Source organism: Streptomyces sp. NPDC002851, from assembly GCF_053591935.1.
Map to the genome: position 1 here is coordinate 73,002 of NZ_JBSFUT010000010.1, position 25,013 is coordinate 98,014.

A 25,013-nucleotide genomic window follows, 5' to 3' on the forward strand; every position below is an offset into this window, starting at 1 on the left:
GACTGGTACGTGCAAATTATTTGAGATGCCCCGGAATAGGAACACCGAGGCCCCTCGGATCGTTGTCACGACGTGAGCACGACACCACCTGTTCTCGCCGCAGAGCTGGCGCAGGCGTGGGCCGACATTCAACGGCACCACCCCGAGCTGCCAGATCTTGCCGCGCCCGAATCCCTGATCGGAGAATCCTCGTCCGCCTGTGGCGCCGAGCTCTCCTTCGAGCGACTGCTGCATGAGGCAGTCCACGGCATCGCCGCCGCCCGCGGCATCCGTGACACCTCACGCGCAGGCCGTTACCACAACCGCCGCTTCCTGGTGATCGCCGAGGAGCTGGGCCTCGACCATCCCGAGGAGCCGCACCCGTCCAGTGGCTTCTCTCTGGTCACGCTCAACCCCGAGGCGAGAAAGAAGTACCGGCCGACCATCGAGCGGCTACAGCGCGCTCTGCGGGCCCACACCGCCGCCACCGCCAAGGACAGCGCCCGCTCCTTCCGCGGCCCGGCCGCCCGGCACGGCTCGTCCGGCGGCGGCGTCCGGGTCAAGGCCGTCTGCGACTGCGGGCGGAACGTCCGAGTGGTGCCCTCCGTGCTCGCCCAGGCCCCGATCATGTGCGGCGGCTGCGGCAAGCCGTTCCGCATCCCGGAGTCGGTCGCGGCCGCCGCGGGCTGACCCCGGGGGCCTGCGCGGGGCGGCCACCGGCCGGAGTCGGCCGCCCCGATGACGTATGGCACAATGGCTAGCTGTACTCGACAGCCGCACAGGACCCCTCTCTCCTCCGGCTGACGCGTCCATCGGGCCATCGGGTACCGCAACCCCACGCGGCCATCCGCTGTGCCCAACCACGTCAAAATCAGGAGAACCCACTCCCGTGGCAGTCAAGATCAAGCTGAAGCGTCTGGGCAAGATCCGTTCGCCTCACTACCGCATCATCGTCGCCGACTCCCGTACCCGCCGTGACGGCCGGGCCATCGAGGAGATCGGTCTGTACCACCCGGTGCAGAACCCGTCCCGCATCGAGGTCGACGCCGAGCGCGTGGCGTACTGGCTCTCCGTCGGCGCCCAGCCGACCGAGCCCGTGCTCGCCATCCTGAAGAAGACCGGCGACTGGCAGAAGTACAAGGGCGAGCCCGCCCCGGCGCCGCTGCTCCAGCCGGAGCCGAAGGCCGCCAAGCCCGCCTTCGACGCCGTCGCCGACGCCGGTGACGAGCCCAAGGGCGAGGCCATCACGCAGAAGGCCAAGAAGGCCGACAAGAAGGCGGACGAGGCCAAGGCCGACGCCGCCGAGTCGACCGAGGCGTGAGCATGCTCGAGGAGGCTCTCGAGCACCTCGTGAAGGGCATCGTCGACAACCCCGATGACGTGCAGGTCGCATCCCGCAACCTGCGTCGCGGACGCGTCCTCGAGGTCCGGGTCCACCCCGACGACCTCGGCAAGGTGATCGGCCGTAACGGCCGCACCGCCAGGGCGCTGCGCACCGTGGTCGGGGCCATCGGTGGCCGCGGCGTCCGCGTCGACCTCGTCGACGTCGACCAGGTTCGCTGAAGATACGCAGCACCGGCACGGGCCGGGGAGGGCTTTTGGGCCCACCCCGGCCCGTAGTCGTACGAAGGAGAAACAACGTGCAGTTGGTAGTGGGACGCATCGGCCGCGCCCACGGCATCAAGGGCGAGGTCACCATCGAGGTGCGCACCGACGAGCCGGAGCTGCGCCTCGCCCCCGGCGCGGTCCTGGCCACCGACCCCGCGAACGTCGGACCCCTGACCATCGCCGCCGGCCGGGTGCACAGCGGCCGCCTCCTCCTGCGCTTCGACGGCGTACGCGACCGCAACGCCGCCGAGGCGCTGCGGAATACCCTCCTCATCGCCGAGGTCGACCCCGACGAGCTGCCCGACGAGCCCGACACGTACTACGACCACCAGCTCATGGACCTGGACGTCGTCACTACAGAAGGACAGGAGGTCGGCCGGGTCACCGAGATCTCGCACCTCGCCGCCCAGGACCTGTTCATCGTGGAACGGCCCGACGGCAGCGAGGTCATGATCCCCTTCGTCGAGGAGATCGTCACCGAGATCGACCTGGACCAGCAGCGTGCCGTGATCGACCCGCCGCCCGGGCTCATCGACGACCGCGCCGAGATCGCCTCCGCCCGGGAAGCCGCCGAGAACGCCGAGGCCCCGGACGCCGGGAATGCCGGTACGCCCAAGGACGCGTCCTGATGCGTCTCGACGTCGTCACGATCTTCCCCGAGTACCTGGAGCCCCTGAACGTCTCCCTCGTCGGCAAGGCACGCGCGCGTGGCCAACTCGACGTGCACGTACACGACCTGCGGCAGTGGACGTACGACCGGCACAGCACCGTCGACGACACCCCCTACGGGGGCGGCCCGGGCATGGTCATGAAGACCGACCCCTGGGGAGACGCCCTCGACATGGTGCTAGCCGACGGATACGAGACCGGCATGAGCGGCCCTTCTCTTGTAGTGCCGACTCCGAGCGGCCGCCCCTTTACCCAGGAACTCGCCGTCGAGCTCGCCGAGCGGCCCTGGCTGGTCTTCACACCCGCCCGCTACGAGGGCATCGACCGCCGCGTCATGGACGAATACGCCACCAGGATGCCCGTGTACGAGGTGTCCATCGGCGACTACGTCCTCGCCGGCGGGGAAGCCGCGGTCCTTGTGATCACCGAGGCCGTGGCCCGGTTGCTGCCCGGCGTCCTCGGCAACGTCGAGTCCCACCGCGACGACTCCTTCGCGCCCGGCGCCATGGCCAACCTCCTCGAAGGCCCCGTCTACACCAAGCCGCCCTCCTGGCGCGGCCGTGAGATCCCCGACGTGCTGCTCAGCGGCCACCACGGCAAGATCGCCCGCTGGCGGCGGGACGAGGCGCTGCGCCGTACCACCGCCAACCGCCCCGATCTCATTGAGCGTTGCGACCCCGCGGCCTTCGACAAGAAGGACCGCGAGATGCTCTCCATCCTCGGCTGGGAACCCGAGCCCGATCCGGCCATCAGCGGCCGATTTTGGCGCAGGGTGAAGACCGTGGAAGAATGAACCGCTGTTGTCCGTCCAGCGTGCGCCCCTGCCACAGGGGGAGACGACGTCCGCCCGACGGCCCCGGAGCCCTCACCGAGGGCCCCTCCGAACTCATCACGATATTCCGCTGATGACCTGTGGCATCAGCGAGGAAGCAGACGATCATGTCTCACCTGCTCGACTCCGTCGACGCCGCGTCGCTGCGCAGCGACATCCCGGCCTTCCGCCCGGGTGACACCGTCAACGTTCACGTCCGCGTCATCGAGGGCAACCGCTCCCGTGTGCAGCAGTTCAAGGGCGTAGTCATCCGCCGCCAGGGCGCCGGTGTCCGCGAGACCTTCACGGTCCGCAAGGTCTCCTTCTCCGTCGGCGTCGAGCGCACCTTCCCGGTGCACACCCCGATCGTCGAGAAGATCGAGCTCGTCACCAAGGGTGACGTCCGCCGCGCCAAGCTGTACTACCTGCGCGACCTGCGCGGCAAGGCCGCGAAGATCAAGGAGAAGCGCGAGAACTGATCTCGCCCTCTCCCCTCGGGGTCCGCAGGCCCGCCGGATAGGCTCTGGCCTCGATGGACACCGAAGCAGAGCACTCGGAGCGCGACCGCTCGTCCGAACCCGCCGACAGCGCGGGGGAGGAGCGGTCGCGCTCCGCGCGTATGCCCGCGGATGGCGAGCCGGGGGACGGTGCGGACGGCCAGACTGCCGAGGATCCGGACCGCGCCCCGGGCGAAGCTGTCGAGGATTCGGGCGGTACGCGGCCGAGGCAGGCCGGGTGGCGCAGGGCCGGGCTCGTCGGCCTGGTGTGCGTGGTCGCCCTGCTGCTCGTCAGCACCTTCGCCGTGCAGCCCTTCCTGATCCCCAGCGGCTCCATGGAGCCCACGCTCCGGGACGGGGACAGGGTGCTCGTGAACAAGTTGGCGTACCGTTTCGGTTCCGAGCCGCAGCGCGGCGATGTCGTTGTCTTCGACGGCAGGGGCTACTTCGGCGACTCGGACTACATCAAGCGTGTGGTGGGGGTCGGCGGTGACCGGGTGGTCTGCTGCGACAAGCAGGGCAGAGTCGAGGTGAACGGGGAGCCTGTGGACGAGGCGTATCTGTATCCGGGGGACAGCCCTTCTACAGTGCCGTTCGATGTCGTCGTCCCTAAGGGGACGTACTTCGTACTGGGTGATCACCGCGCCGACTCCCGTGACTCCCGCGACCACCTGGGTTCGCCCGGCGGCGGCATGGTGCCGCTCGACACGGTGGTGGGCCGCGCCGACTGGATCGGCTGGCCGATCGGCCGCTGGGACTCCATCGACCGTCCGGACACCTTCGCCTCGGTGCCGAAGCCGGGCGGCGCGCATGGGTAGGCGCGGACGGCCCCGCTCCGACCGGAAGGCAGCCCAGAAGGCCGACCACGGGCTGCCCACGGGAACGCGGCCCACCAGCGCGCCACGACCGGCCGGCCGGGCCGAGCGGCGCAAGCTCGCCCGCAAGGTGAAACGCCGCCGACGGCGCTCCGCGCTCAAGGAGATCCCCGTCCTCATAGGCGTGGCGGTACTCATCGCCCTCGTACTGAAGACGTTCCTGGTACAGGCCTTCGTGATCCCGTCGGGCTCCATGGAGCAGACGATCCGTATCGGCGACCGGGTCCTCGTCGACAAGCTCACCCCCTGGTTCGGCGCCAAGCCGCAGCGCGGTGACGTCGTCGTCTTCAGGGACCCCGGCGGCTGGCTCCGCGGTGAACCGCAGGCCCGCAAGAAGGACGCCCCCGTCGGCATCAAGCAGCTCAAGGAAGGACTCACCTTCATCGGGCTGCTGCCCTCCGACGACGAGCAGGACCTCATCAAGCGGGTCATCGCGGTCGGCGGCGACCGTGTGGCCTGCTGCGACAAGGACGGCCGGGTCACCGTCAACGGCACACCCCTGGACGAGCCTTACCTCAACCCGGGCGACAAGCCCTCCCTGCGCACCTTCGACGTCAAGGTGCCCCAAGGCCGCCTCTTCGTGATGGGCGACCACCGCTCCAACTCCGCGGACTCCCGCTACCACCTCGACGATCCCTTCGACGGAACCGTGTCCGAGGAACAAGTCGTCGGCACCGCCAAGGTCATCGCCTGGCCGTTCGACCACTGGCGCAAACTCGAGGAACGTTCGACCTACGCCTCCGTGCCCGACCCGTCGGACGCGCGTGGCGGGGAGGACGTCGCCCTCGGCACGTCGCATAGGCTGGGCACCGACGACTTGAACGCGAAAGTCCCCCTCCCGATCCCTGCGGAACTCCCGCTCGTTATGGGAGTGGTGGGCCTGCACCGCGCGCGATGCAGGCGGCGGCACAGAACGAGGAGTGGATGTGGGGGATTTGGCGGTCGGCGCACGATCCGGACACGACGGACCCGAGGATGAGCAAGACGTGATCAGCGGCGGTTCCGAACCCACGGACGGAGCCAGTCGGTTCGACGCGTCCGAAGGGCCGGAGGAGCCCGGCAGCAAGGACCGCGGCACCGGCACCGGAAAGCACGGCGGCAAGCACCGCTCCTTCTGGAAGGAACTCCCCCTGCTCGTCGGCATCGCGCTGCTGCTCGCGCTGCTGATCAAGACCTTCCTGGTGCAGGCGTTCTCCATCCCCTCGGACTCGATGCAGAACACCCTCCAGCGCGGCGACCGCGTCCTGGTCGACAAGCTCACCCCGTGGTTCGGCTCCGAGCCCGAGCGCGGCGAGGTCGTCGTCTTCCACGACCCGGGCAACTGGCTCCGCGGCGAGCCCACGCCCACCCCGAACCCGGTGCAGAAGGCGCTGAGCTTCATCGGCCTGATGCCGTCCGCCGAGGAGAAGGACCTCATCAAGCGGGTCGTCGGCGTCGCCGGTGACACCGTGGAGTGCAAGGGCACCGGCCCGCTCAAGGTCAACGGCAAGCCCCTCGACGAGCCCTATGTCTACCCGGGCAACACCACGTGCAGCGATGACGACCAGGGCGGCCAGTTCAAGGTGACCGTGCCCACCGGCAAGATCTGGGTCATGGGCGACCACCGACAGAACTCCCTGGACTCCCGCTACCACCAGCAGGACCCGGGCGGCGGCTTCGTACCCGTCGACAACGTCGTGGGCCGCGCCTTCGTGAAGGCCTGGCCGATCGACCGCTGGGGCATGCTGCCGGTCCCCGACACCTTCGACCAGCCCGGCATCAACACGAAGGCAGCCGCCGGTAGCGCCGGGGCGGCCGGGTCCGTTATGGGTGAGACGGAGCGGGCCGGTCTCGGTGACGCCGCTGTGGCGCCCGGTGCACTCGGCCTCGCCGGTGCCGTGCCGGTCGTGCTGTGGCGCAGGCGAAGGGTTTCTGGCGGGCGTACCGCCGGGTAGGGTGCCGTCCCAGATCACCGATCTTCCGCCCGGATCACGCAGCGCGGATCCGGGCGGGATCGATTCTCCACGGTGGGGGACTGGGATGAGCAGCACACGACGCACGAGCGAGGGCCACGGCAGGCTCGGCAACACGTTGTCGGGCCTCGCCGTGGCCCTCGGCTGTGTGCTCTTCCTCGGCGGCTTCGCCTGGGGCGCGGTCGTCTACCAGCCGTACACCGTGCCGACACAGTCGATGACACCGACCATCGGCGCGGGCGACCGCGTACTCGCGGAGCGCATCGACGGCGACGAGGTGCGCCGCGGCGATGTCGTCGTCTTCCGCGAGGCGACCTGGGGCGACATGCCCATGGTGAAACGCGTCGTCGCCGTCGGCGGCGACAAGATCGCCTGCTGCGACGCCGACGGCCGCCTCACCGTCAACGGCAAAGCCATCGAAGAACCGTATCTCCCGAAGGACGCCACGCCCGCCACGACCGGTATCCCCGCGATGACCGTGCCCAAGGGCAGGCTCTTCCTGCTCGGCGACGAGCGCCAGGGCTCCCTCGACTCCAGCGCCCGCCTCGAAGAGGCCGGCAAGGGCACCGTGCCGCGCAGCGCCGTCGCCGGACGGGTGGACGCCGTGGCGTGGCCGATGGACGGCATGCTGCCCCGGCCCACCGGCTTCGCGGCCCTCGAGGGCGGCATCTCCGAGCCGGGGCCACTACGCCTGGTCGTCGCCATGGTCGTGGCCGGCGCCGTGCTCATCCTGGGCGGCGCGGCGTACGGGCCGCTGGCCAGGCGGCGCGCTCCCGGCCGCGGCCGGGCACGTACGGGTCGGCGGACGGAGGCGGCCGGTGTCCGCTGAGCCCGCCGGGGGTCTCCGTCCGGGGACGCGGCTGCGCAGGGTCGCCCGGGTCGTGCTGCTCGACCCGCAGGACCGGATCCTGCTGATGTACGGGCACGAGCCGGAGAACCCCGTGGACACCTGGTGGTTCACGCCGGGCGGCGGCCTGGAGGGCGACGAGACCCGCGAGCAGGCCGCGCTGCGCGAGCTGACTGAGGAGACCGGGATCACGGATGTCGAGCTCGGGCCGGTCCTTTGGCGGCGGATCTGCTCGTTCCCGTTCGCCGGGCAGCGCTGGGACCAGGACGAGTGGTACTACCTGGCCCGTTCGGCGACTGTGGCGCCCACCACACGGCCGGCCACCGCAATGCCGGGCCTCACCGAGCTCGAGCAGCGCAGTGTGTCGGGAATGCGGTGGTGGACGTGGCGGGAACTCTCGACCACACATGAGACGGTGTATCCGACCAGGCTCGCCGGGCTGCTCCGCAAGCTGCTCGACGAGGGTCCTCCGGACAGCCCTCTGGTCCTTGACACGGAAATCGTCTAGGGACACGCAGAGCTGGCGCACAATAGGGGGACGCACGGCTGAAGGGGAACATGCCATGAGCGCCGAGGACCTCGAGAAGTACGAGACCGAGATGGAGCTGAAGCTCTACCGGGAGTACCGCGACGTCGTCGGTCTGTTCAAATACGTGATTGAGACTGAGCGGCGCTTCTACCTCACCAACGACTACGAGATGCAGGTCCACTCGGTACAGGGGGAGGTCTTCTTCGAGGTGTCCATGGCCGACGCCTGGGTGTGGGACATGTACCGGCCGGCCCGCTTCGTGAAGCAGGTGCGCGTGCTGACGTTCAAGGACGTGAATATCGAGGAGCTCAACAAGAGCGACCTCGAGCTGCCCAGCGGCTGACGGCCCTGGTCCCCGACCACGGGCCGCCGCCCGGTCACCACCCGTGAGGCAAAATCCCTCGTACGGGTGAGCAAGTTATCCACATCCGAGTGGTCATCCACCAAGATCCACATTTGCGGCGAGTCCGCACCACCCTCGAAGGCGGAGGTGGTGCGAGATGAACGCACGTGGAGCACTTGGAAAGTACGGCGAAAATCTGGCGGTCCGGCGCCTGACCGAGTCCGGCATGAACGTCCTGGCCCGCAACTGGCGAGCAGGCCGGGCCGGGGAGATCGACATCGTCGCCCTGGACCGCGACGCCCTCGTCATCTGCGAGGTCAAGACCCGACGCGTACGCCGCACACCGGCGCCCGGACGCGAAGGGCCGGTAGCAGGGCCGGTAGGGCCGTACGGCAGCGGGGGGACGCCCGCGGATCGCTGGGAGGCGGGGCGCGGCGTCGGTACGGCTGCTGGTGCCACTGCCCCGGCAGGTGACGGGGCCCTGGCCGGTGATGCCGGTGATGCCGGAGTGGCGGCTCCAGGCATCGGCGCCCCGGCCGTGGAACCAGTCAACGCACGACACCACAGCAGCGGCGCCGCCTACGTCTTCCAGCACCCCACGGCTGGGCTCACGGCCGACCAGCTGGACCGCCTGCGTGGCCTCGCCGAATGCTGGCTGCACCGGCACGGCGGACCACCCGCGGGCGGCGTCCGTATCGACCTCATCGGCGTCACCCTGCCCTCGCGCGGCGCTCCCGTCATCGAGCACGTACGGGGGGTGGCCTGATGGTCTTCGCCCGCACCTGTTCGGTCGCCCTGGTCGGCGTGGAAGGCGTCGTGGTCGAGGTTCAGGCCGACCTTGAACCCGGCGTGGCGGCCTTCACTCTCGTCGGCCTCCCCGACAAGAGCCTCACCGAGAGCCGCGATCGGGTCCGCGCAGCCGTCGTCAACTCGGGCGCTGAGTGGCCACAGAAGAAGCTCACCGTCGGGCTCAGCCCTGCCTCGGTCCCGAAGGCGGGCAGCGGCTACGACCTGGCTGTGGCCTGCGCCGTCCTCGGCGCCGCGGAACGCATCGACCCCAAGGTCCTCGCCGACATCGTGATGATCGGCGAGCTGGGCCTCGACGGCCGCGTTCTACCCGTCCGCGGAGTCCTGCCCGCCGTCCTCGCCGCCGCCGATGCCGGATACGAACAGGTCGTCGTCCCCGAACGCGCGGCCCCCGAGGCATCCCTCGTGCCGGGCATCTCCGTCCTCGGCGTACGCAGTCTGCGTCAGCTCATCGCCGTCCTCACCGACGACGCCGTACCCGAAGAAGAACCGGACGACGACTCACGCCCCGACCCAGGCCCCGCCGGACTGCTGCTCCCCGGAGCCGGCTTCGGCGGCGCCCTCACCAGCCGCACCGGCACACAGGGAGACTCCGGGCGGCATGACCTCGCCGACGTCGTCGGACAACACTCCGCGCGCACCGCCCTCCAAGTGGCGGCCGCCGGTGGCCACCACCTGCTTCTCCAGGGCCCGCCCGGAGCGGGAAAGACCATGCTCGCCGAACGCCTGCCGTCGATCATGCCGCCACTCACCCGGCAGCAGTCCCTTGAAGTGACCGCGGTGCACTCCGTCGCCGGCACCCTGCCACCCGGAAGACCCCTGGTGGAGGCCCCGCCCTACTGCGCCCCGCACCACTCCGCGACCATGCAGTCCCTCGTCGGCGGCGGCCCCGGGCTGCCCCGCCCGGGCGCGGTGTCCCTCGCGCATCGTGGCGTTCTGTTTCTCGACGAGGCACCAGAGTTCAGTGCCAAGGCCCTCGACGCACTGCGGCAGCCTCTCGAATCCGGTCATGTCGTTGTCGCCCGCGCGGCCGGCGTCGTCCAGCTGCCCGCCCGCTTCCAGCTGGTCCTCGCGGCCAACCCCTGCCCCTGCGGCCGATGCAGCACCCTCGGTGAGACCAGCGGCTGCCTGCCCAGCACCATTCGCCACTACCAGGCACGCCTCTCCGGCCCGCTACTCGACCGCGTCGACCTCAGAGTCGAAGTGGAACCCGTCACCCGACGCGACCTCACAGACACAACCGGGGGCGGCGAGACCACCCGAGAAGTCGCCGACCGCGTATGCGAAGCCAGGGACCGCGCCGCCCACCGCTTCGCAGACACCCCCTGGATCACCAACAGCGAAGTGCCCGGACACGAACTGCGCACCCGCTGGCCCACTGCCCCGGGCGCGCTCGCCGAGGCCGAACACGACCTCGAACGCGGCCTGCTCACCGCCCGCGGCCTCGACCGGGTACTTCGGGTCGCCTGGACCGTGGCCGACCTGGCCGGACACCCCTGCCCGAACGCCGACGACGTGGAACTGGCACTCCAACTGCGCACCGGCATCCCCCGAGGCGCCCCGATGGTGATCGGCGCATGACTCAACCGCACACGCACAGCTCTGAGCACGGGGGAGCGCCCCGTGGAACACCGGAAAGAGCCGCGGAGGGAGTGTCCCGCGACGCCTGGGAAGGAGAACGCCTGGCCCGCGTGGCACTCACACGGGTCCTCGAACCCGGAGACGAGACCGGTGGACGGTGGCTGCGCAGCTACGGCGCCACAGAGCTTCTGCACCGGCTCACCGCGGACGACCGACCCTTGCCCGGCGTGACCCCCCGACGTCTCGCCGGGCTCCGCGCCCGCGCCGCCCACGCCCGGCCCGCCGACGACCTGGAGACCGCACGGGCCGCCGGGGCCCGATTCATCTGCCCGGGCGACGTCGAGTGGCCGGCCCAGCTCGACGACCTCGGTGACTCCCGGCCCGTGGGGCTCTGGCTGCGCGGCAGCCCCGACCTGCGGATGTGGGCCCTGCGATCGGTCGCCGTAGTCGGCTCCCGGGCCTGCACCGACTACGGCGCCCACATGGCGACCGACCTCGCTGCCGGGCTCGCCGAACGCGGCTGGGCCGTAGTGTCGGGCGGCGCGTACGGCATCGACGGCGCCGCCCACCGCGGAGCCCTGGGCGCCCACGGAGCCACCGTCGCCGTACTCGCCAGCGGAGTCGACATCCCCTACCCGCGCGGACATGCCCGCCTCCTCGACAGAATCGCCGGTCAAGGACTGCTCCTCGGTGAACTGCCGCCCGGCGACCACCCCACCGCGTACCGCTTCATCCAGCGCAACCGCGTCATCGCGGCCCTCACCCGCGGCACCGCGGTCGTCGAGGCAGCACACCGCAGCGGAGCCCTGGTCACCGCCCGGTACGCACGGCGACTCGGCCGGTTCACCATGGGGGTTCCGGGCCCCGCCACCAGCGCCCGCTCCGCGGGTGTCCACCAACTCCTGCGCGGCGAGGCCATTCTGGTCACCGACGCCGCGGAAGTCGTCGAACTGGTCGGCGACATGGGAGAACTCGCACCCGAGCGGCGCGGCCCCGTCCTCCCCAGAGATCTCCTCAGCCCACCTGCCGCGCGCGTGCTCGCCGCTCTGCCCGCCCGCGGACCGGCCCCGGTCGCCGCGATCGCTAGGGGCGCGGCGACCACACCGGACGACACCGTCGGCAAGCTGTACGAACTCCAGTCACTCGGATTCGTCGAACGACATGGCGACGGCTGGCAGTTGACACGCCAGGCGATCGCGCCGGACTTGCCCGGCCCGCAGGAGCACCATGAGACAACGTTGCGCTATCCGGAGGATCCCCGGTGACCTTGGCAGATTCTCTGATCAGGCATCGCTTCCGAGGTCTCGAGACGCCGGAAAAGAGAGCAATGACCGAGCAACTGAACGTATCTGCCCACACGCGATCTCACGCCCTTCGCGCACTGCGACTCTCCAGTCACGCTACGCTCACAAGACTTCCGGCTCCGACAACGCGACATCAATCCCAGTTCACTGCAGAACGGCTCAAGGCGACGCATGCCCCAGCACACCTCCGGGTCCGACCATGCGGCAGTCCCCCACGCTGCCCGTGACGGAACACGGCCGACCGCGCCCTCGTCGCTCGACGAGCTGTGGCGGGCGTACAAGGAAACCGGGGACGGGCGACTGCGCGAGCAGTTGATCCTGCACTACTCGCCGCTTGTCAAGTACGTCGCGGGACGCGTCAGCGTGGGGCTGCCGCCCAACGTGGAACAGGCCGACTTCGTCTCCTCCGGAGTCTTCGGACTCATCGACGCCATCGAGAAGTTCGACATCGATCGCGAAATCAAGTTCGAGACCTATGCGATCACCCGCATTCGCGGCGCCATGATCGACGAACTCCGGGCGCTCGACTGGATTCCACGCTCCGTACGTCAGAAGGCCCGTAACGTCGAGCGCGCTTACGCCTCCCTGGAGGCCCAGCTGCGACGTACCCCCTCGGAAAGCGAAGTCGCCGCCGAGATGGGCATCGGCCTGGAGGAACTGCATGCTGTCTTCGGCCAATTGTCGCTCGCCAATGTCGTCGCACTGGAAGAACTCCTGCACGTCGGTGGCGAAGGCGGCGACCGGCTCAGCCTCATGGACACCCTCGAGGACACCGCCGCGGAGAACCCGGTGGAGATCGCCGAGGACCGTGAGCTGCGCCGACTGCTGGCCCGGTCGATCAACACCCTGCCGGAGCGCGAGAAGACAGTAGTGACCCTCTACTACTACGAGGGGCTCACGCTCGCCGAGATCGGCAACGTCCTCGGCGTAACGGAGAGCCGAGTCAGCCAGATCCACACCAAGTCGGTCCTCCAACTGCGCGCAAAACTCGCGAGCTTCGGCCGCTGAGCGGTGCTGGCAGAACCCGCACCGCGGGGAACCGGTACTCCGTCACCATGCCCCCTGACGGCTCCGGGGCCCGACGAGTCTCAGCGCTGACCACTTCCGGCCCTGGTGGCTCCCGGCCCAACCGCTTCCTGCCTCCGACTTCGGCTCGCCGGGCGCACTGCCCGGGCGGTACCAGGCCGTCGATCCGACTCCCGCGGCGCGTCCCGGCTCCGTACAGTGGAGGCGTGCCAAGGATTCGAGCGGCCTCCGTGGCCGAGCACCGGTCGATGCAGCGCGACGCCCTGCTGGACGCCGCGCGTTCCCTGCTGTCCGAGGGCGGTACGGAGGCGCTGACCTTCCCCGCACTCGCCGAGCGCACAGGCCTTGCCAGGTCTTCCGTCTACGAGTACTTCCGCTCCCGCGCCGCCGTCGTCGAAGAGCTCTGCGCGGTCGACTTCCCGGTCTGGGCGGCCGAGGTCGAGTCGGCCATGCGCCAGGCGGACACCCCGGAGAGCAAGATCGAGGCGTACGTGCGGTCGCAACTCGCCCTGGTCGGGGACCGGCGGCACCGCGCGGTGGTCGCCATCTCCTCGAGCGAGCTCGACGCAGGTGCCCGCGAGAAGATCCGCGCCGCGCACGGCGGCCTCGTCGCGATGACAGTCGAAGCCCTCGAGGCCCTGGGGCATGAACAGCCGAAGATGGCGGCGATGCTGCTGCAGGGCGTCGTGGACGCGGCGGTACGCCGGATCGAGCTCGGCGCCGCGGAGGACCCGGCGGCGATCACGGACGCTGCGGTGGGGATGGCGCTGCGGGGCGTCACGGGCTGACGTTTTCCACCTCCCGGGGCCCCTCCCCCCTCCCTCCCCGCCCCGTACCCCTACCCCTCCGCCACCTCTGTCCCTCCGCCACCCTCTATCTCTCCGCCACCTCCACCCCGAACACCGGCAGCAGCCGCGACGGCCCCCTCCGTAGCCGTTCCGGGGGCAGCAGCGTGAGCGGGTTCAGGTAGCGGTCGCCGCGCCGCAGCCCCCAGTGCAGGCACGAGTCCTCGCAGTGCCACTGGCCTGATTCCAGGCGGGCGACCGGGGCGCCCGCCCGAACCTCGTCCCCGTCGGCCACCAAGGGGCGCACCGGTTCGAGTGTGGTGCGCAGAGGTGGCTCTCCGGTTCCCGTGAGGTCGATGGCGAGTACGCCTCTGCCCGCGACGCGTCCCGCGAACGAGATGCGTCCGGCAGCGGGTGCCCGCACCACGGCCCCCGGGGGCGCGGCGAGGTCGACGCCCCGGTGGCCGGGGCCGTACGGCGAGTCCGGCGGGTCCCAGCCACGGACCACGGGAGGTCTGTCGCCGACCGGCCAGGTGCGGCCGGAATCCGGCGCCGATGCCCCCGAGCCACCGGGGCCATCCCCATCCAAGCGGCCCGAAGGCCCCGAACGGGCCGAAACCGCAGACAAGCCTGAAGCCGAAGCCGAGACCAAACCCGAAGCCGAAGCCGAGCTCGAGCCCGAACCCGAAGACGAAACCGACCCCGAAGGCTCCCCCGAAGCAGCCCCCGAAACCACCCCCACTCCCACCCCCACTCCCACTCCCACTCCCACCCCCGCACCCCCCACCACCAACATCACCACCGCACGACGTGCCGCCGCCCGAACCAACAACCCCCGCCCCACATCACCCCCAGCAAGCAAGCCCCGACCCCCAGCAAGCAAGCCCCGACCCCCAGCAGGTAACCCCCGACCCCCAGCAGGTAACGCCCGACCCCTCGCAAGTAAGCCCCGACCCCTCATGACCCCAGAAACCCGCCGCCTCATCACCCCAGAAACCCGCCGCCTCATCACCCCAGAAACCCGCCGCCTCATCACCCCAGAAACCCGCCCCTTCATGACCGCAGAAAGAACTAGATCGCGCATGGCAGAAGCATGCCGAGCGCGACCCGGCCAGGATGATCATGGTCCGAATCTGTGGAGTACTGGCTGGTTGTGGATAGCGGCGTCACCCGGTGCCTCGTGGGTCCCGTACACTTCTGGTGGCGATCCGGGTCACCGGGTCGACTTCGCACGCCCCGACATGGGCACCCCGAGACCGGGTCTTCCGGGCCTTCAAGTCTTCGGGTTTCCGTGTCAGCGCCCCTCGGTCCCGTACGCAGACTGCACGCAGATTGCGCACGTGGCAGGCGCGCGCCGGGCGTCAGGACATAACCGAGAAAACACCAAGGAGTACGGCCATGGCCGTCGTCACGATGCGGGAGCTGCTGGAAAGCGGCGTCCACTTCGGTCACCAGACCCGCCGTTGGAACCCGAAGATGAAGCGGTTCATCTTCACCGAGCGCAACGGCATCTACATCATCGACCTGCTCCAGTCGCTGTCGTACATCGACCGCGCCTACGAGTTCGTCAAGGAGACCGTCGCCCACGGCGGCACGGTCATGTTCGTCGGCACGAAGAAGCAGGCGCAGGAGGCCATCGCCGAGCAGGCCACCCGCGTCGGCATGCCTTACGTCAACCAGCGCTGGCTGGGCGGCATGCTCACCAACTTCTCGACCGTCTACAAGCGTCTGCAGCGCCTCAAGGAGCTCGAGCAGATCGACTTCGAGGACGTCGCCGCGTCGGGTCTCACCAAGAAGGAGCTTCTCGTGCTCTCGCGCGAGAAGGCCAAGCTGGAGAAGACCCTCGGTGGTATCCGCGAGATGCAGAAGGTGCCCAGCGCCGTCTGGATCGTGGACACCAAGAAGGAGCACATTGCTGTCGGTGAGGCCCGGAAGCTCAACATTCCGGTCGTCGCCATCCTCGACACCAACTGTGACCCCGACGAGGTCGACTACAAGATCCCGGGCAACGACGACGCGATCCGCTCCGTCACCCTGCTCACCCGCGTGATCGCCGACGCCGTCGCCGAGGGCCTGATCGCCCGCTCCGGTGGTGCCGGTGAGGGCAAGGGCGAGAAGGCCGCCGGTGAGCCGCTGGCCGAGTGGGAGCGCGACCTGCTCGAGGGCGAGAAGAAGGCCGAGGCCGAGAAGGCCGACGCCGAGAAGCCCGCCGAGGCGGAGAAGGCTGCCGAGGCTCCGGCCGCGGACGCTCCGGCCGCGGACGCCGCCGAGCAGGCCTGACCTCACCGAGCGGGCCCGGCCCGACACGTGCCGGGTTGCACTACGTTCGGTCGTTGACGGCGGGGGCCCTGCGCCCCCGCCGTTCACCCGTAGATCTCCGGTCGCCTCGGCGGCCGTCACAGACTTCGAGAAAGATTCTTTGAATCATGGCGAACTACACCGCCGCCGACGTCAAGAAGCTCCGCGAGCTCACCGGCGCCGGCATGATGGACTGCAAGAAGGCGCTTGACGAGGCCGAGGGCAACGTCGAGAAGGCCGTCGAGGCGCTCCGCATCAAGGGCCAGAAGGGCGTCGCCAAGCGCGAGGGCCGCTCTGCCGAGAACGGTGCCGTGGTCTCCCTGATCGCCGACGACAACTCCACCGGCGTGGTCGTCGAGCTGAAGTGCGAGACGGACTTCGTCGCCAAGGGTGAGAAGTTCCAGGCTGTCGCCAACGCGCTGGCCGAGCACATCGCCAAGACCAACCCGGCCGACGTGGAGGCGCTGCTCGCCTCCGAGATCGAGCCCGGCAAGACCGTCCAGGCGTACGTCGACGAGGCCAACGCCAACCTCGGCGAGAAGATCGTCCTGGACCGCTTCGCGCAGTTCACGGGCGGCTACGTCACCGCGTACATGCACCGCACCATGCCCGACCTGCCGCCGCAGATCGGTGTGCTCGTCGAGCTCGACAAGGCCGACGCCGAGGTCGCCAAGGGCATCGCGCAGCACATCGCCGCCTTCGCGCCGAAGTACCTCTCCCGCGAGGACGTCCCGGCCGAGGTCGTCGAGGCCGAGCGTCGCGTCGCCGAGGAGACCACCCGCGCCGAGGGCAAGCCCGAGGCCGCGCTGCCGAAGATCGTCGAGGGTCGCGTCAACGGGTTCTTCAAGGAGGCCACCCTCCTGGGGCAGCCGTACGCCCTTGACCAGAAGAAGTCCGTCGAGAAGGTCCTGGCCGAGGCCGGTGTGGCCCTGAAGCGCTTCGCGCGCATCAAGGTCGGCATCTGAGTCCGTTCCCGAACGACTCAAGACCCCGCTAGGGTCGACAGCAGCCGTCCGGGTCAGGAATACGCCTGTAAACCTCGCAGGCGCCGGACGACCGCAGATCTGACGAGGAGGCCATTGCCGCTGAGGGACATCCGTACCCGCCGGCAATGGCCTTCTTGTATGTGTGGCACGTAAGAGAAGCGAGATCACCATGACCAAGGCCGACAACAGCGGCGACGGGAAAACCAGCGGCCGATTTCTGCTGAAGCTGTCCGGCGAGGCGTTCGCCGGAGGCGGCGGACTGGGTGTCGACCCGGACGTGGTGCACGCCATCGCCCGGGAGATCGCGGCGGTCGTCCGCGACGGCGCGCAGATCGCCGTCGTCATCGGCGGCGGCAACTTCTTCCGCGGCGCCGAACTGCAGCAGCGCGGCATGGACCGGGCCCGCTCCGACTACATGGGCATGCTCGGCACGGTCATGAACTGCCTTGCGCTGCAGGACTTCCTGGAGAAGGAAGGCATCGACTCGCGCGTCCAGACCGCCATCACCATGGGGCAGGTCGCCGAGCCGTACATTCCGCTGCGCGCCGTGCGCCACCTGGAGAAGGGCCGCGTGGTCATCTTCGGCGCCGGTATGGGCATGCCGTACTTCTCCACCGACACCACCGCCGCACAGCGCGCACTCGAGATCGACGCCTCCGTCATGCTGATGGGCAAGAACGGCGTCGACGGGGTCTACGACTCCGACCCGAAGAAGAACCCCGACGCGGTGAAGTTCGACGCGCTCGAGTACGGCGAGGTCATCACCCGGGACCTCAAGGTCGCCGACATGACGGCGATCACGCTGTGCCGCGACAACAAACTGCCGATCCTGGTCTTCGAATTGCTCGCGGAAGGCAATATCGCCCGCGCGGTCAAGGGTGAGAAGATCGGGACGCTCGTGAGCGACCAGGGCACCCGGGCCTAGGCTCTGCCGGAACCAGAACCCAGGACCAAGCCCGAACTCCCCAGGAGTTCCGGGGGCGTTACTGGCCCGGAACCCGGGGCCCTGGGAGCCTTCCCGGGGGATGGACAAAGCCCTGCCGGTCGGACACCGTCAGGAAGAAGACGCACCGTGCAGGCACAAGACGCGACGCAGCCGGCCGCCCCGTGCACGCCGGGCCCACTCAAGACACGCAGGAGCAAGTGGTGATCGAAGAGACCCTCCTCGAGGCCGAGGAGAAGATGGAGAAGGCCGTCGTGGTCGCCAAGGAGGACTTCGCCGCGATCCGCACCGGGCGTGCGCACCCGGCGATGTTCAACAAGATCGTGGCTGACTACTACGGCGCGGCGACCCCGATCAACCAGCTGGCGTCCTTCTCGGTGCCCGAGCCGCGGATGGCCGTCGTCACGCCGTTCGACAAGAGCGCGCTGCGCAACATCGAGCAGGCGATCCGTGATTCGGACCTCGGCGTCAACCCGAGCAACGACGGCAACATCATCCGAGTGGTGTTCCCGGAGCTGACCGAAGAGCGGCGCCGCGAGTTCATCAAGGTCGCCAAGAGCAAGGCCGAGGACGCCAAGGTGTCGATCCGCTCCGTGCGCCGCAAGGCCAAGGACACCATCGACAAGGCGATCAAGGACGGCGAGATCGGCGAGGACGAGGGCAGGCGCGGAGAGAAGGAGCTCGACGACACCACCGCGAAGTACGTCGCGCAGGTGGACGAGCTGCTCAAGCACAAGGAATCCGAGCTGCTCGAGGTCTGATGAACGACTCTTCCTGGGGCGCTCCGCCGCAGACCGGCTCCTGGGGACCGCTGGAGACGGACTCTGCCCAGGGGCGAGTCTCGGCGGGTTCTGCCTACGATGAGGCCGACGCGCAGCAGACTCGGCCCGTGCCCATCGTGCCCGAGGTGCCTGACGCAGGTGGAGACTCAGACCGCGAGGAACGCGAGGCGGGGGCCGCTCGGCTGAGCGGCCCCTTGTTCCGCGACGAACTGCCGCAGGAGCACATGCCCAGGACGCCCTCGGGGACGCCGCAGCCCGCGCAGCCCCCGAAGAAGAAGCGCGCGGGACGGGACCTGCGCGCCGCCATAGGGGTCGGTGTCGCGCTCGGCGCGGTGATCATCGCGTCCCTGTTCATCGTCAAGGCGGTCTTCGTCGGCGTCATAGCGGTCGCCGTCGTCGTCGGTCTGTGGGAGCTCACCTCCCGGCTTCAGGAGTGCAAGGGCATCCGGGCGCCGCTGGTGCCGCTCGCCGTCGGTGGCGCCGCCATGGTCGTCGCCGGGTATGTGCGCGGCGCCGAGGGTGCCTGGGTGACGATGGCGCTGACCGCGCTGGCCGTCCTGGTGTGGCGGATGACCGAGCCGCCCGCGGACTACCTCAAGGACGTCACGGCCGGGGTGTTCGCGGCGTTCTATGTGCCGTTCCTGGCGACGTTCGTGGCGATGATGCTGACCGCCGACGACGGCGCGTGGCGGGTCCTTACCTTCCTGCTGCTCACCGTCGTCAGTGATACGGGCGCGTATGCGGTCGGCTGGCGCTTCGGGAAGCGGAAGCTGGCGCCGCGCATCAGCCCCGGGAAGACCCGTGAGGGCCTGGCCGGTGCGGTGTCCTTCGCGATGGCCGCCGGGGCGCTGTGCATGGAGTTCCTCATCGACGGCGGCACCTGGTGGCAGGGGCTGCTGCTCGGCCTCGCGGTCGCGGCCAGCGCGACCCTCGGCGACCTCGGCGAGTCCATGATCAAACGGGACCTCGGCATCAAGGACATGGGGACCCTGCTCCCCGGCCACGGCGGCATCATGGACCGGCTCGACTCGCTGCTGCCGACGGCCCCAGTGGTCTGGCTCTTGCTGGTCCTTTTCGTAGGGGGCGGCTGAGATAACCGTCACCATCAATTGAGTAACCACAACGGCGAGCAACCAGGTCCGCGAGAGCGGCGGCGGTTCAGCCGCAAAAAGGGGCGTGCGGGCTCGTTGTCCACAGGGCGGCGGGCCCGCATACGTATCTCTGCGACACTGGTACGACCATGTCTAAGCCCAAGCCCGGAGAACTCACCTTCGTCGCGCCCCGCGGAGCCAAGAAGCCGCCGCGGCACCTTGCCGACCTCACGCCCGCCGAGCGCAAGGAGGCGGTGGCCGCGGTCGGCGAGAAGCCGTTCCGCGCCAAGCAGCTCTCGCAGCACTACTTCGCGCGGTACGCGCACGACCCCGCCGAGTGGACCGACATCCCCGCCGGTTCGCGCGGCAAGCTCCAGGAAGCGCTGCTTCCCGAGCTGATGTCGGTCGTGCGGCACATTTCCTGCGACGACGACACCACCCGTAAGACCCTGTGGAAGCTGCACGACGGCACGCTCGTCGAGTCCGTCCTCATGCGGTACCCGGACCGCGTCACCATGTGCATCTCCTCGCAGGCCGGCTGCGGCATGAACTGCCCGTTCTGCGCCACCGGACAGGCCGGGCTCGACCGGAACCTGTCGACCGCGGAGATCGTGCACCAGATCGTCGACGGCATGCGGGCGCTGCGCGACGGCGAGGTACCGGGCGGGCCCGCGCGGCTCTCCAACATCGTGTTCATGGGCATGGGCGAACCGCTCGCCAACTACAACCGCGTGGTGGGGGCGATACGGCGGCTCACCGACCCCGAGCCGGACGGGCTCGGGCTCTCGCAGCGCGGCATCACCGTCTCCACGGTCGGGCTCGTGCCCGCGATGCTGCGCCTCGCCGACGAGGGCTTCAAGTGCCGTCTCGCGGTCTCGCTGCACGCCCCCGACGACGAGCTGCGCGACACCCTCGTACCCGTCAATACGCGGTGGAAGGTGCGGGAAGTTCTCGACGCGGCCTGGGAGTACGCGGAGAAGTCCGGGCGGCGCATCTCCATCGAGTACGCCCTCATCCGGGACATCAACGACCAGGCGTGGCGCGGCGATCTGCTCGGGCGGCTCCTCAGGAACAAGCGGGTGCACGTCAACCTGATCCCGCTCAACCCGACGCCTGGCTCGAAGTGGACCGCATCGAGGCCCGAGGACGAGAAGGCGTTCGTCGAGGCCATCGCCGCCCACGGCGTGCCCGTCACCATCCGCGACACCCGCGGCCAGGAGATCGACGGGGCCTGCGGGCAGCTCGCCGCCTCCGAGCGGTAGCCTTCCCGGCCGGGCCCCCGCGGTGAAGGGGGCCCGTCGCCGGTGCAGTACTGTGCATTCGTACAAATGAATTCCGACAGGGGAGCGCCGTCAGCGGCGCTGAGAGTGCGGCAGCGGCCGCAGACCCTCGGACCTGATCCGGGTCATACCGGCGTAGGGAGTCAGCAGCAGTCATGAACACCAGCCTTCGGCGTGCCTGCGCGGCCGCGATCTGCGGCGCGCTCGGCGTCACCGTCCTCGCCGCCTGCGGCGGATCCGATGGTTCCGGCTCCTCCGCCGCGGGGGACGACAAGACCGTCACGCTCGTCACGCACGAGTCGTTCAGCGTCTCGCCCGAGGTCCTCAAGGACTTCGAGAAGAAGTCCGGATACAAGGTCAAGATCCTCGAGAGCGGCGACGCCGGTGAGGCCGTCAACAAGGCCGTGCTGACCAAGGGCAACCCGCAGGGCGACGTCTTCTTCGGCGTCGACAACACGCTCCTGTCGCGCGCGCTCGACAACGACCTGTTCACGCCGTACGAGGCCAAGGGGCTCGACCGCATCCCCGAGGACGTCCAGCTCGACCAGGACAAGCACCGGGTCACGCCCGTCGACACCGGCGAGATCTGCGTCAACTACGACAAGAAGTTCTTCGAGGACAAGAAGCTGGCGCCGCCGAAGAACTTCGACGACCTGATCAAGCCCGCATACAAGAACCTCCTCGTCACCGAGAACGCCGCCACCTCCTCGCCCGGCCTCGGCTTCCTGCTCGGCACCGCCGCCGAATACGGCGACAACGGCTGGCAGGGCTACTGGAAGAAGCTCAAGGCCAACGGCGTCAAGGTCGTCGACGGCTGGGAGCAGGCGTACAACGAGGAGTTCTCCGGCTCCGCCAGCGGCAAGAAGACCGGCGGCGACCGGCCGCTCGTCGTCTCCTACGCCTCCAGCCCGCCCGTCGAGGTCCTCTACGCCAAGCCGCAGCCCAAGGAGGCGCCCACCGGCGTCGCCACCGGCACCTGCTTCCGCCAGACCGAGTTCGCCGGGCTGCTCAACGGCGCCAAGAACGAAAAGGGCGGCAAGGCGCTCCTCGACTTCCTGATCTCCAAGAAGTTCCAGGACGACATGCCCCTGAACATGTTCGTCAACCCCGTCGCCGACGATGCCGAACTGCCCGAGATCTTCACCAAGTTCGGCGCCAAGGCCGACGACCCGCACAGCGTCGACCCGAAGAAGATCGCGGAGCACCGTGAGGACTGGGTCAAGTCGTGGCAGTCGCTCGTACTGAAGTAGAGACCGAAGCACCGCCCGAACGGCAAGAACGGGTCGCCGTACGCGATACGCGCGACGGGCGCGGGGCGCTCGTGCGGCTCGGGCTCATGCTGGGGCCCGTCGCGTTCTTCGGCGTCTTCTTCGCCTACCCGGTCTCCGCGATCGTCGGCCGTGGCCTGCGGGTCGACGGCGGCTGGGGGATCGGGCGGGTCGCGGACGTGCTCAGCGACCCGGACCAGTTGCAGGTCCTGTGGTTCACCACCTGGCAGGCGTTCGCCTCCACCGGCCTTACGCTGCTGCTCGCGCTGCCCGCCGCCTACGCGTTCGCGCGCCTGGAGTTCCCCGGCAAGCAGCTGCTCCGGGCCGTTGTGACCGTGCCGTTCGTGCTGCCCACCGTCGTCGTCGGCAGCGCCTTCCTCGCGCTGCTCGGGCGCGGTGGGCTGCTCGACGACCTGTGGGGCATACGGCTCGACACCACCGTGTGGGCGATCCTGCTCGCGCACGTCTTCTTCAACTACGCCGTCGTCGTCCGCACCGTCGGCGGCCTCTGGGCCCAGCTCGACCCGCGCCAGGAAGACGCCGCCCGCATGCTCGGCGCCTCCCGGCTCGCCGCCTGGCGCCGCGTCACCCTGCCCGCGCTCGGACCCGCCGTCGCGGCCGCCGCCCTCATGGTGTTCCTGTTCACCTTCACCTCCTTCGGCGTCGTGCAGATCCTCGGCGGACCCACGTACGCCACCCTCGAAGTGGAGATCTACCGGCAGACCGCGCAGCTGCTCGCCCTCGACACCGCAGCCGTCCTCACCATGGTCCAGTTCGGGTCCGTCGGCGCGATCCTCGCCCTGCACGCCTGGACCGTACGGCGCCGCGAGGCCACCCTCAGGCTCGTCGACGCCGCACACACCGCGCGCAGGCCGCGCGGCGCCGGGCAGTGGACGCTGCTCGGCGGGGTCCTCGCCACCGTCGTACTGCTCGTCCTCGCGCCGCTCGCCGTGCTCGTCGAACGGTCCCTGCACACCTCCGGCGGCTACGGCCTCGACTACTTCACCGCGCTGAGCTCCGCCGACGGCGGCGCCTTCCTCGTCCCGCCCATCGAGGCCATCGGCAACTCCCTTACGTACGCCGTCGCCGCCACCGCCATCGCCCTGGCCGTCGGCGGGCTCGCCGCCGCCGCGCTCACCCGGCGCGCCGGACGGCTCGTGCGCGGGTTCGACGCGCTGCTGATGCTGCCGCTCGGGGTGTCCGCCGTGACCGTCGGTTTCGGCTTCCTCATCACCCTCGACGAACCGCCGCTCGACCTGCGGACCTCCTGGATCCTGGTGCCGCTCGCGCAGGCCCTCGTCGGCGTGCCCTTCGTCGTACGCACCATGCTGCCGGTGCTGCGCGCCGTCGACGACCGGCTCCGCGAGGCCGCCGCCGTGCTCGGCGCCCCGCCCTGGCGGGTGTGGCGGGAGATCGACCTGCCGCTGGTGCGGCGGGCGCTGCTCATCGCCGCCGGGTTCGCGTTCGCCGTCTCGCTCGGCGAGTTCGGCGCCACCGTGTTCCTCGCCCGGCCCGACCACCCCACGCTGCCCGTCGCCGTCGCCACCCTCCTGGGCCGCGCCGGGGAGCTCAACTACGGGCAGGCCATGGCCCTTTCCGTGGTACTCATGCTGGTGTGCGCGGCCGCGCTGCTCGTCCTCGAGCGGCTGCGCACCGATCGGACCGGGGAGTTCTGATGCCGGACGACCGGAAGGTTCCGGTGCCGCTGCTCGCCCTCGACGGCGTCACCGTCCGCTTCGGCGGGCGCACCGCGCTCGACTCCGTCAGCCTCGATGTCGCCGAGCACGAGGTGGTGTGCGTGCTCGGGCCCAGCGGCAGCGGCAAGTCCACGCTGCTTCGAGCCGTCGCCGGACTTCAGGCCACCGACGCCGGGCGGGTCCTGCTCGACGGCGGCGACCAGGCCGGGGTGCCCGCACACCGGCGCGGCGTCGGACTGATGTTCCAGGACCACCAGCTGTTCCCGCAGCGCGACGTCGGCGGCAATGTCGCCTTCGGGCCCCGCATGCACGGCGCGAACCGGGCCGAACAGGACGTACGCGTAGCGGAGTTGCTCCACCTCGTCGGCCTTCCTGGTGCCGAACGGCGAGCCATTGGCGCGCTGTCCGGCGGTGAACAGCAGCGCGTGGCGCTCGCCCGGGCGCTCGCGCCCCGGCCCCGCCTCCTCATGCTCGACGAGCCGCTCGGCCAGCTCGACCGGTCCCTGCGCGAACGCCTCGTCGTCGAACTCAAGGAACTCTTCGGCGAGTTGGGCACCACCGTGCTCGCCGTCACCCACGACCAGGGCGAGGCGTTCGCGCTCGCCGACCGTGTCGTGGTCATGCGGGACGGCCGCATCGCCCAGGCCGGTTCCCCGCTGGAGGTGTGGCAGGCGCCCGCGGACGAGTTCGTCGCCCGCTTCCTCGGCTTCGACAACGTCGTGCCCGCCACCGTGACCGGCGAGGTCGCCGACACCCCCTGGGGCAAGCTGCCGGTGCCCGCCGGTTCCCCGCAGGGGGAGCGGGACGTGCTCGTACGGCCCGCCGGGGTGCGGCTCGCCGCTGACCAGCGGGACGGGCTCGGCTGCACCGTGACGGCCCGGACCTTCCGCGGCACCCACGTCGCCGTCCACCTCCAGCCCGGGTCCGCCGGGGAGACCGAGCTGCCCCGCCTGGAGGCGGCCTGCACGTTGCGGGAGGCGCCGGACGTGGGGGCGCGGGTCGGGGTGGTCTTCGACGCGTCCGACGTGGTGGTGCTCGGGAACCGTTGAAGAGGG

The 25,013-nt window shown here is 69.9% G+C and carries 26 protein-coding genes, 1 pseudogene and 1 riboswitch; of the genes and pseudogenes, 26 read left to right on the forward strand and 1 reads right to left on the reverse strand.

The features are described 5' to 3' along the window. The first annotated feature begins 72 nt into the window (after positions 1–72). The 17 genes and pseudogenes from ACWD10_RS13335 to ACWD10_RS13415 all read left to right on the forward strand — a co-directional run bounded on the left by ACWD10_RS13335 (position 73) and on the right by ACWD10_RS13415 (position 13,616). Positions 73–669, forward strand: a complete 597-nt coding sequence (locus ACWD10_RS13335; protein WP_451090178.1) for a hypothetical protein — start codon at positions 73–75, stop codon at positions 667–669. 199 nt (positions 670–868) lie between these two features. Continuing rightward, positions 869–1,300 (forward strand): 30S ribosomal protein S16, encoded by a 432-nt coding sequence (rpsP, locus tag ACWD10_RS13340; RefSeq protein WP_451090180.1) that lies wholly within the window; start codon positions 869–871, stop codon positions 1,298–1,300. A gap of 2 nt (positions 1,301–1,302) precedes the next feature. Next, the gene (locus ACWD10_RS13345) at positions 1,303–1,542 is read left to right on the forward strand and encodes an RNA-binding protein (RefSeq protein ID WP_014176063.1); all 240 of its coding nucleotides are present in this window, start codon (positions 1,303–1,305) and stop codon (positions 1,540–1,542) included. A gap of 77 nt (positions 1,543–1,619) precedes the next feature. After that, a complete protein-coding gene (rimM, locus tag ACWD10_RS13350) occupies positions 1,620–2,216 on the forward strand; it encodes a ribosome maturation factor RimM (RefSeq protein WP_451090182.1) in 597 nt (198 codons plus the stop codon). Beyond that, positions 2,216–3,049 (forward strand): tRNA (guanosine(37)-N1)-methyltransferase TrmD, encoded by an 834-nt coding sequence (trmD, locus tag ACWD10_RS13355; protein WP_451090184.1) that lies wholly within the window; start codon positions 2,216–2,218, stop codon positions 3,047–3,049. Before rimM ends, trmD begins: the two co-directional genes overlap by 1 nt. Before the next feature lie 146 nt (positions 3,050–3,195). Continuing rightward, on the forward strand, positions 3,196–3,546 hold the full coding sequence (gene rplS, locus ACWD10_RS13360) for a 50S ribosomal protein L19 (RefSeq protein WP_189956174.1): 351 nt from the start codon (positions 3,196–3,198) through the stop codon (positions 3,544–3,546). 53 nt (positions 3,547–3,599) lie between these two features. Continuing rightward, on the forward strand, positions 3,600–4,382 hold the full coding sequence (gene lepB / locus ACWD10_RS13365; RefSeq protein ID WP_451090186.1) for a signal peptidase I: 783 nt from the start codon (positions 3,600–3,602) through the stop codon (positions 4,380–4,382). Next, a complete protein-coding gene (lepB, locus tag ACWD10_RS13370) occupies positions 4,375–5,418 on the forward strand; it encodes a signal peptidase I (RefSeq protein WP_451090188.1) in 1,044 nt (347 codons plus the stop codon). Before lepB (ACWD10_RS13365) ends, lepB (ACWD10_RS13370) begins: the two co-directional genes overlap by 8 nt. After that, complete coding sequence (lepB, locus tag ACWD10_RS13375; protein WP_451090190.1) at positions 5,366–6,373, forward strand: signal peptidase I; 1,008 nt, start codon at positions 5,366–5,368, stop codon at positions 6,371–6,373. Before lepB (ACWD10_RS13370) ends, lepB (ACWD10_RS13375) begins: the two co-directional genes overlap by 53 nt. A gap of 85 nt (positions 6,374–6,458) precedes the next feature. Next, entirely contained in the window at positions 6,459–7,220 is a 762-nt protein-coding gene (gene lepB, locus ACWD10_RS13380) for a signal peptidase I (RefSeq protein ID WP_451090192.1), read from the forward strand. Next, the gene (locus ACWD10_RS13385; protein ID WP_451090194.1) at positions 7,210–7,746 is read left to right on the forward strand and encodes an NUDIX hydrolase; all 537 of its coding nucleotides are present in this window, start codon (positions 7,210–7,212) and stop codon (positions 7,744–7,746) included. Before lepB (ACWD10_RS13380) ends, ACWD10_RS13385 begins: the two co-directional genes overlap by 11 nt. Positions 7,747–7,801: 55 nt before the next feature. After that, positions 7,802–8,110 (forward strand): DUF2469 domain-containing protein, encoded by a 309-nt coding sequence (locus ACWD10_RS13390; protein WP_003993268.1) that lies wholly within the window; start codon positions 7,802–7,804, stop codon positions 8,108–8,110. A gap of 157 nt (positions 8,111–8,267) precedes the next feature. Next, positions 8,268–8,441, forward strand: a pseudogene (locus tag ACWD10_RS13395) (YraN family protein); the annotation flags it as partial. A 434-nt stretch (positions 8,442–8,875) separates the two neighbouring features. Next, positions 8,876–10,498 (forward strand): YifB family Mg chelatase-like AAA ATPase, encoded by a 1,623-nt coding sequence (locus ACWD10_RS13400; protein ID WP_451090196.1) that lies wholly within the window; start codon positions 8,876–8,878, stop codon positions 10,496–10,498. Then, the gene (gene dprA, locus ACWD10_RS13405; RefSeq protein WP_451090198.1) at positions 10,495–11,763 is read left to right on the forward strand and encodes a DNA-processing protein DprA; all 1,269 of its coding nucleotides are present in this window, start codon (positions 10,495–10,497) and stop codon (positions 11,761–11,763) included. Before ACWD10_RS13400 ends, dprA begins: the two co-directional genes overlap by 4 nt. A gap of 210 nt (positions 11,764–11,973) precedes the next feature. After that, positions 11,974–12,810: an RNA polymerase sigma factor WhiG gene (gene whiG / locus ACWD10_RS13410; RefSeq protein WP_451090200.1), complete on the forward strand. Its 837-nt coding sequence runs from the start codon at positions 11,974–11,976 to the stop codon at positions 12,808–12,810. 248 nt (positions 12,811–13,058) lie between these two features. After that, positions 13,059–13,616 (forward strand): TetR/AcrR family transcriptional regulator, encoded by a 558-nt coding sequence (locus ACWD10_RS13415; RefSeq protein ID WP_451090408.1) that lies wholly within the window; start codon positions 13,059–13,061, stop codon positions 13,614–13,616. 85 nt (positions 13,617–13,701) lie between these two features. Here ACWD10_RS13415 and ACWD10_RS13420 read toward each other — a convergent pair whose 3' ends face one another. After that, positions 13,702–14,121 (reverse strand): murein hydrolase activator EnvC family protein, encoded by a 420-nt coding sequence (locus ACWD10_RS13420; RefSeq protein WP_451090202.1) that lies wholly within the window; start codon positions 14,119–14,121, stop codon positions 13,702–13,704. An 890-nt stretch (positions 14,122–15,011) separates the two neighbouring features. Between ACWD10_RS13420 and rpsB the strand changes: the two genes are divergently transcribed. The 9 genes from rpsB (at position 15,012) to ACWD10_RS13465 (ending at position 25,007) form a co-directional block, all read left to right on the forward strand. Beyond that, the gene (gene rpsB, locus ACWD10_RS13425; protein ID WP_451090204.1) at positions 15,012–15,893 is read left to right on the forward strand and encodes a 30S ribosomal protein S2; all 882 of its coding nucleotides are present in this window, start codon (positions 15,012–15,014) and stop codon (positions 15,891–15,893) included. Between the two features lie 146 nt (positions 15,894–16,039). Further along, positions 16,040–16,876, forward strand: a complete 837-nt coding sequence (tsf, locus tag ACWD10_RS13430; RefSeq protein ID WP_451090206.1) for a translation elongation factor Ts — start codon at positions 16,040–16,042, stop codon at positions 16,874–16,876. 184 nt (positions 16,877–17,060) lie between these two features. Beyond that, positions 17,061–17,822: a UMP kinase gene (gene pyrH, locus ACWD10_RS13435; protein WP_451090410.1), complete on the forward strand. Its 762-nt coding sequence runs from the start codon at positions 17,061–17,063 to the stop codon at positions 17,820–17,822. A 221-nt stretch (positions 17,823–18,043) separates the two neighbouring features. After that, entirely contained in the window at positions 18,044–18,601 is a 558-nt protein-coding gene (frr, locus tag ACWD10_RS13440) for a ribosome recycling factor (protein ID WP_451090208.1), read from the forward strand. After that, a complete protein-coding gene (locus tag ACWD10_RS13445; RefSeq protein WP_451090210.1) occupies positions 18,601–19,713 on the forward strand; it encodes a phosphatidate cytidylyltransferase in 1,113 nt (370 codons plus the stop codon). Before frr ends, ACWD10_RS13445 begins: the two co-directional genes overlap by 1 nt. A gap of 149 nt (positions 19,714–19,862) precedes the next feature. Further along, on the forward strand, positions 19,863–20,975 hold the full coding sequence (rlmN, locus tag ACWD10_RS13450; protein ID WP_451090212.1) for a 23S rRNA (adenine(2503)-C(2))-methyltransferase RlmN: 1,113 nt from the start codon (positions 19,863–19,865) through the stop codon (positions 20,973–20,975). Positions 20,976–21,043: 68 nt separating this feature from the next. Beyond that, positions 21,044–21,152, forward strand: a riboswitch (TPP riboswitch). Further along, positions 21,149–22,243, forward strand: coding sequence for a thiamine ABC transporter substrate-binding protein (locus ACWD10_RS13455; RefSeq protein WP_451090214.1), 1,095 nt, complete (start codon positions 21,149–21,151; stop codon positions 22,241–22,243). Its footprint overlaps the riboswitch before it by 4 nt. A gap of 86 nt (positions 22,244–22,329) precedes the next feature. Next, positions 22,330–23,937 carry an ABC transporter permease gene (locus tag ACWD10_RS13460; RefSeq protein ID WP_451090412.1) on the forward strand — a complete coding sequence of 536 codons (1,608 nt, stop codon included), beginning with the start codon at positions 22,330–22,332 and terminating at the stop codon, positions 23,935–23,937. Continuing rightward, on the forward strand, positions 23,937–25,007 hold the full coding sequence (locus ACWD10_RS13465) for an ABC transporter ATP-binding protein (protein WP_451090216.1): 1,071 nt from the start codon (positions 23,937–23,939) through the stop codon (positions 25,005–25,007). Before ACWD10_RS13460 ends, ACWD10_RS13465 begins: the two co-directional genes overlap by 1 nt. The last annotated feature ends 6 nt before the right edge of the window (positions 25,008–25,013 follow it).

What these genes read in the sequence shown, in the direction of transcription:
- ACWD10_RS13455 (WP_451090214.1), top strand. Translation starts at nt 21,149, where the DNA reads ATGAACACCAGCCTTCGGCGTGCCTGCGCGGCCGCGATCTGCGGCGCG.
- whiG (WP_451090200.1), top strand. Translation starts at nt 11,974, where the DNA reads ATGCCCCAGCACACCTCCGGGTCCGACCATGCGGCAGTCCCCCACGCT.
- rpsB (WP_451090204.1), top strand. Translation starts at nt 15,012, where the DNA reads ATGGCCGTCGTCACGATGCGGGAGCTGCTGGAAAGCGGCGTCCACTTC.
- tsf (WP_451090206.1), top strand. Translation starts at nt 16,040, where the DNA reads ATGGCGAACTACACCGCCGCCGACGTCAAGAAGCTCCGCGAGCTCACC.
- ACWD10_RS13345 (WP_014176063.1), top strand. Translation starts at nt 1,303, where the DNA reads ATGCTCGAGGAGGCTCTCGAGCACCTCGTGAAGGGCATCGTCGACAAC.
- rplS (WP_189956174.1), top strand. Translation starts at nt 3,196, where the DNA reads ATGTCTCACCTGCTCGACTCCGTCGACGCCGCGTCGCTGCGCAGCGAC.
- lepB (WP_451090188.1), top strand. Translation starts at nt 4,375, where the DNA reads ATGGGTAGGCGCGGACGGCCCCGCTCCGACCGGAAGGCAGCCCAGAAG.
- lepB (WP_451090186.1), top strand. Translation starts at nt 3,600, where the DNA reads ATGGACACCGAAGCAGAGCACTCGGAGCGCGACCGCTCGTCCGAACCC.
- ACWD10_RS13400 (WP_451090196.1), top strand. Translation starts at nt 8,876, where the DNA reads ATGGTCTTCGCCCGCACCTGTTCGGTCGCCCTGGTCGGCGTGGAAGGC.
- rlmN (WP_451090212.1), top strand. Translation starts at nt 19,863, where the DNA reads ATGTCTAAGCCCAAGCCCGGAGAACTCACCTTCGTCGCGCCCCGCGGA.
- trmD (WP_451090184.1), top strand. Translation starts at nt 2,216, where the DNA reads ATGCGTCTCGACGTCGTCACGATCTTCCCCGAGTACCTGGAGCCCCTG.
- ACWD10_RS13465 (WP_451090216.1), top strand. Translation starts at nt 23,937, where the DNA reads ATGCCGGACGACCGGAAGGTTCCGGTGCCGCTGCTCGCCCTCGACGGC.
- ACWD10_RS13460 (WP_451090412.1), top strand. Translation starts at nt 22,330, where the DNA reads ATGCTGGGGCCCGTCGCGTTCTTCGGCGTCTTCTTCGCCTACCCGGTC.
- ACWD10_RS13445 (WP_451090210.1), top strand. Translation starts at nt 18,601, where the DNA reads ATGAACGACTCTTCCTGGGGCGCTCCGCCGCAGACCGGCTCCTGGGGA.
- dprA (WP_451090198.1), top strand. Translation starts at nt 10,495, where the DNA reads ATGACTCAACCGCACACGCACAGCTCTGAGCACGGGGGAGCGCCCCGT.
- ACWD10_RS13390 (WP_003993268.1), top strand. Translation starts at nt 7,802, where the DNA reads ATGAGCGCCGAGGACCTCGAGAAGTACGAGACCGAGATGGAGCTGAAG.
- lepB (WP_451090192.1), top strand. Translation starts at nt 6,459, where the DNA reads ATGAGCAGCACACGACGCACGAGCGAGGGCCACGGCAGGCTCGGCAAC.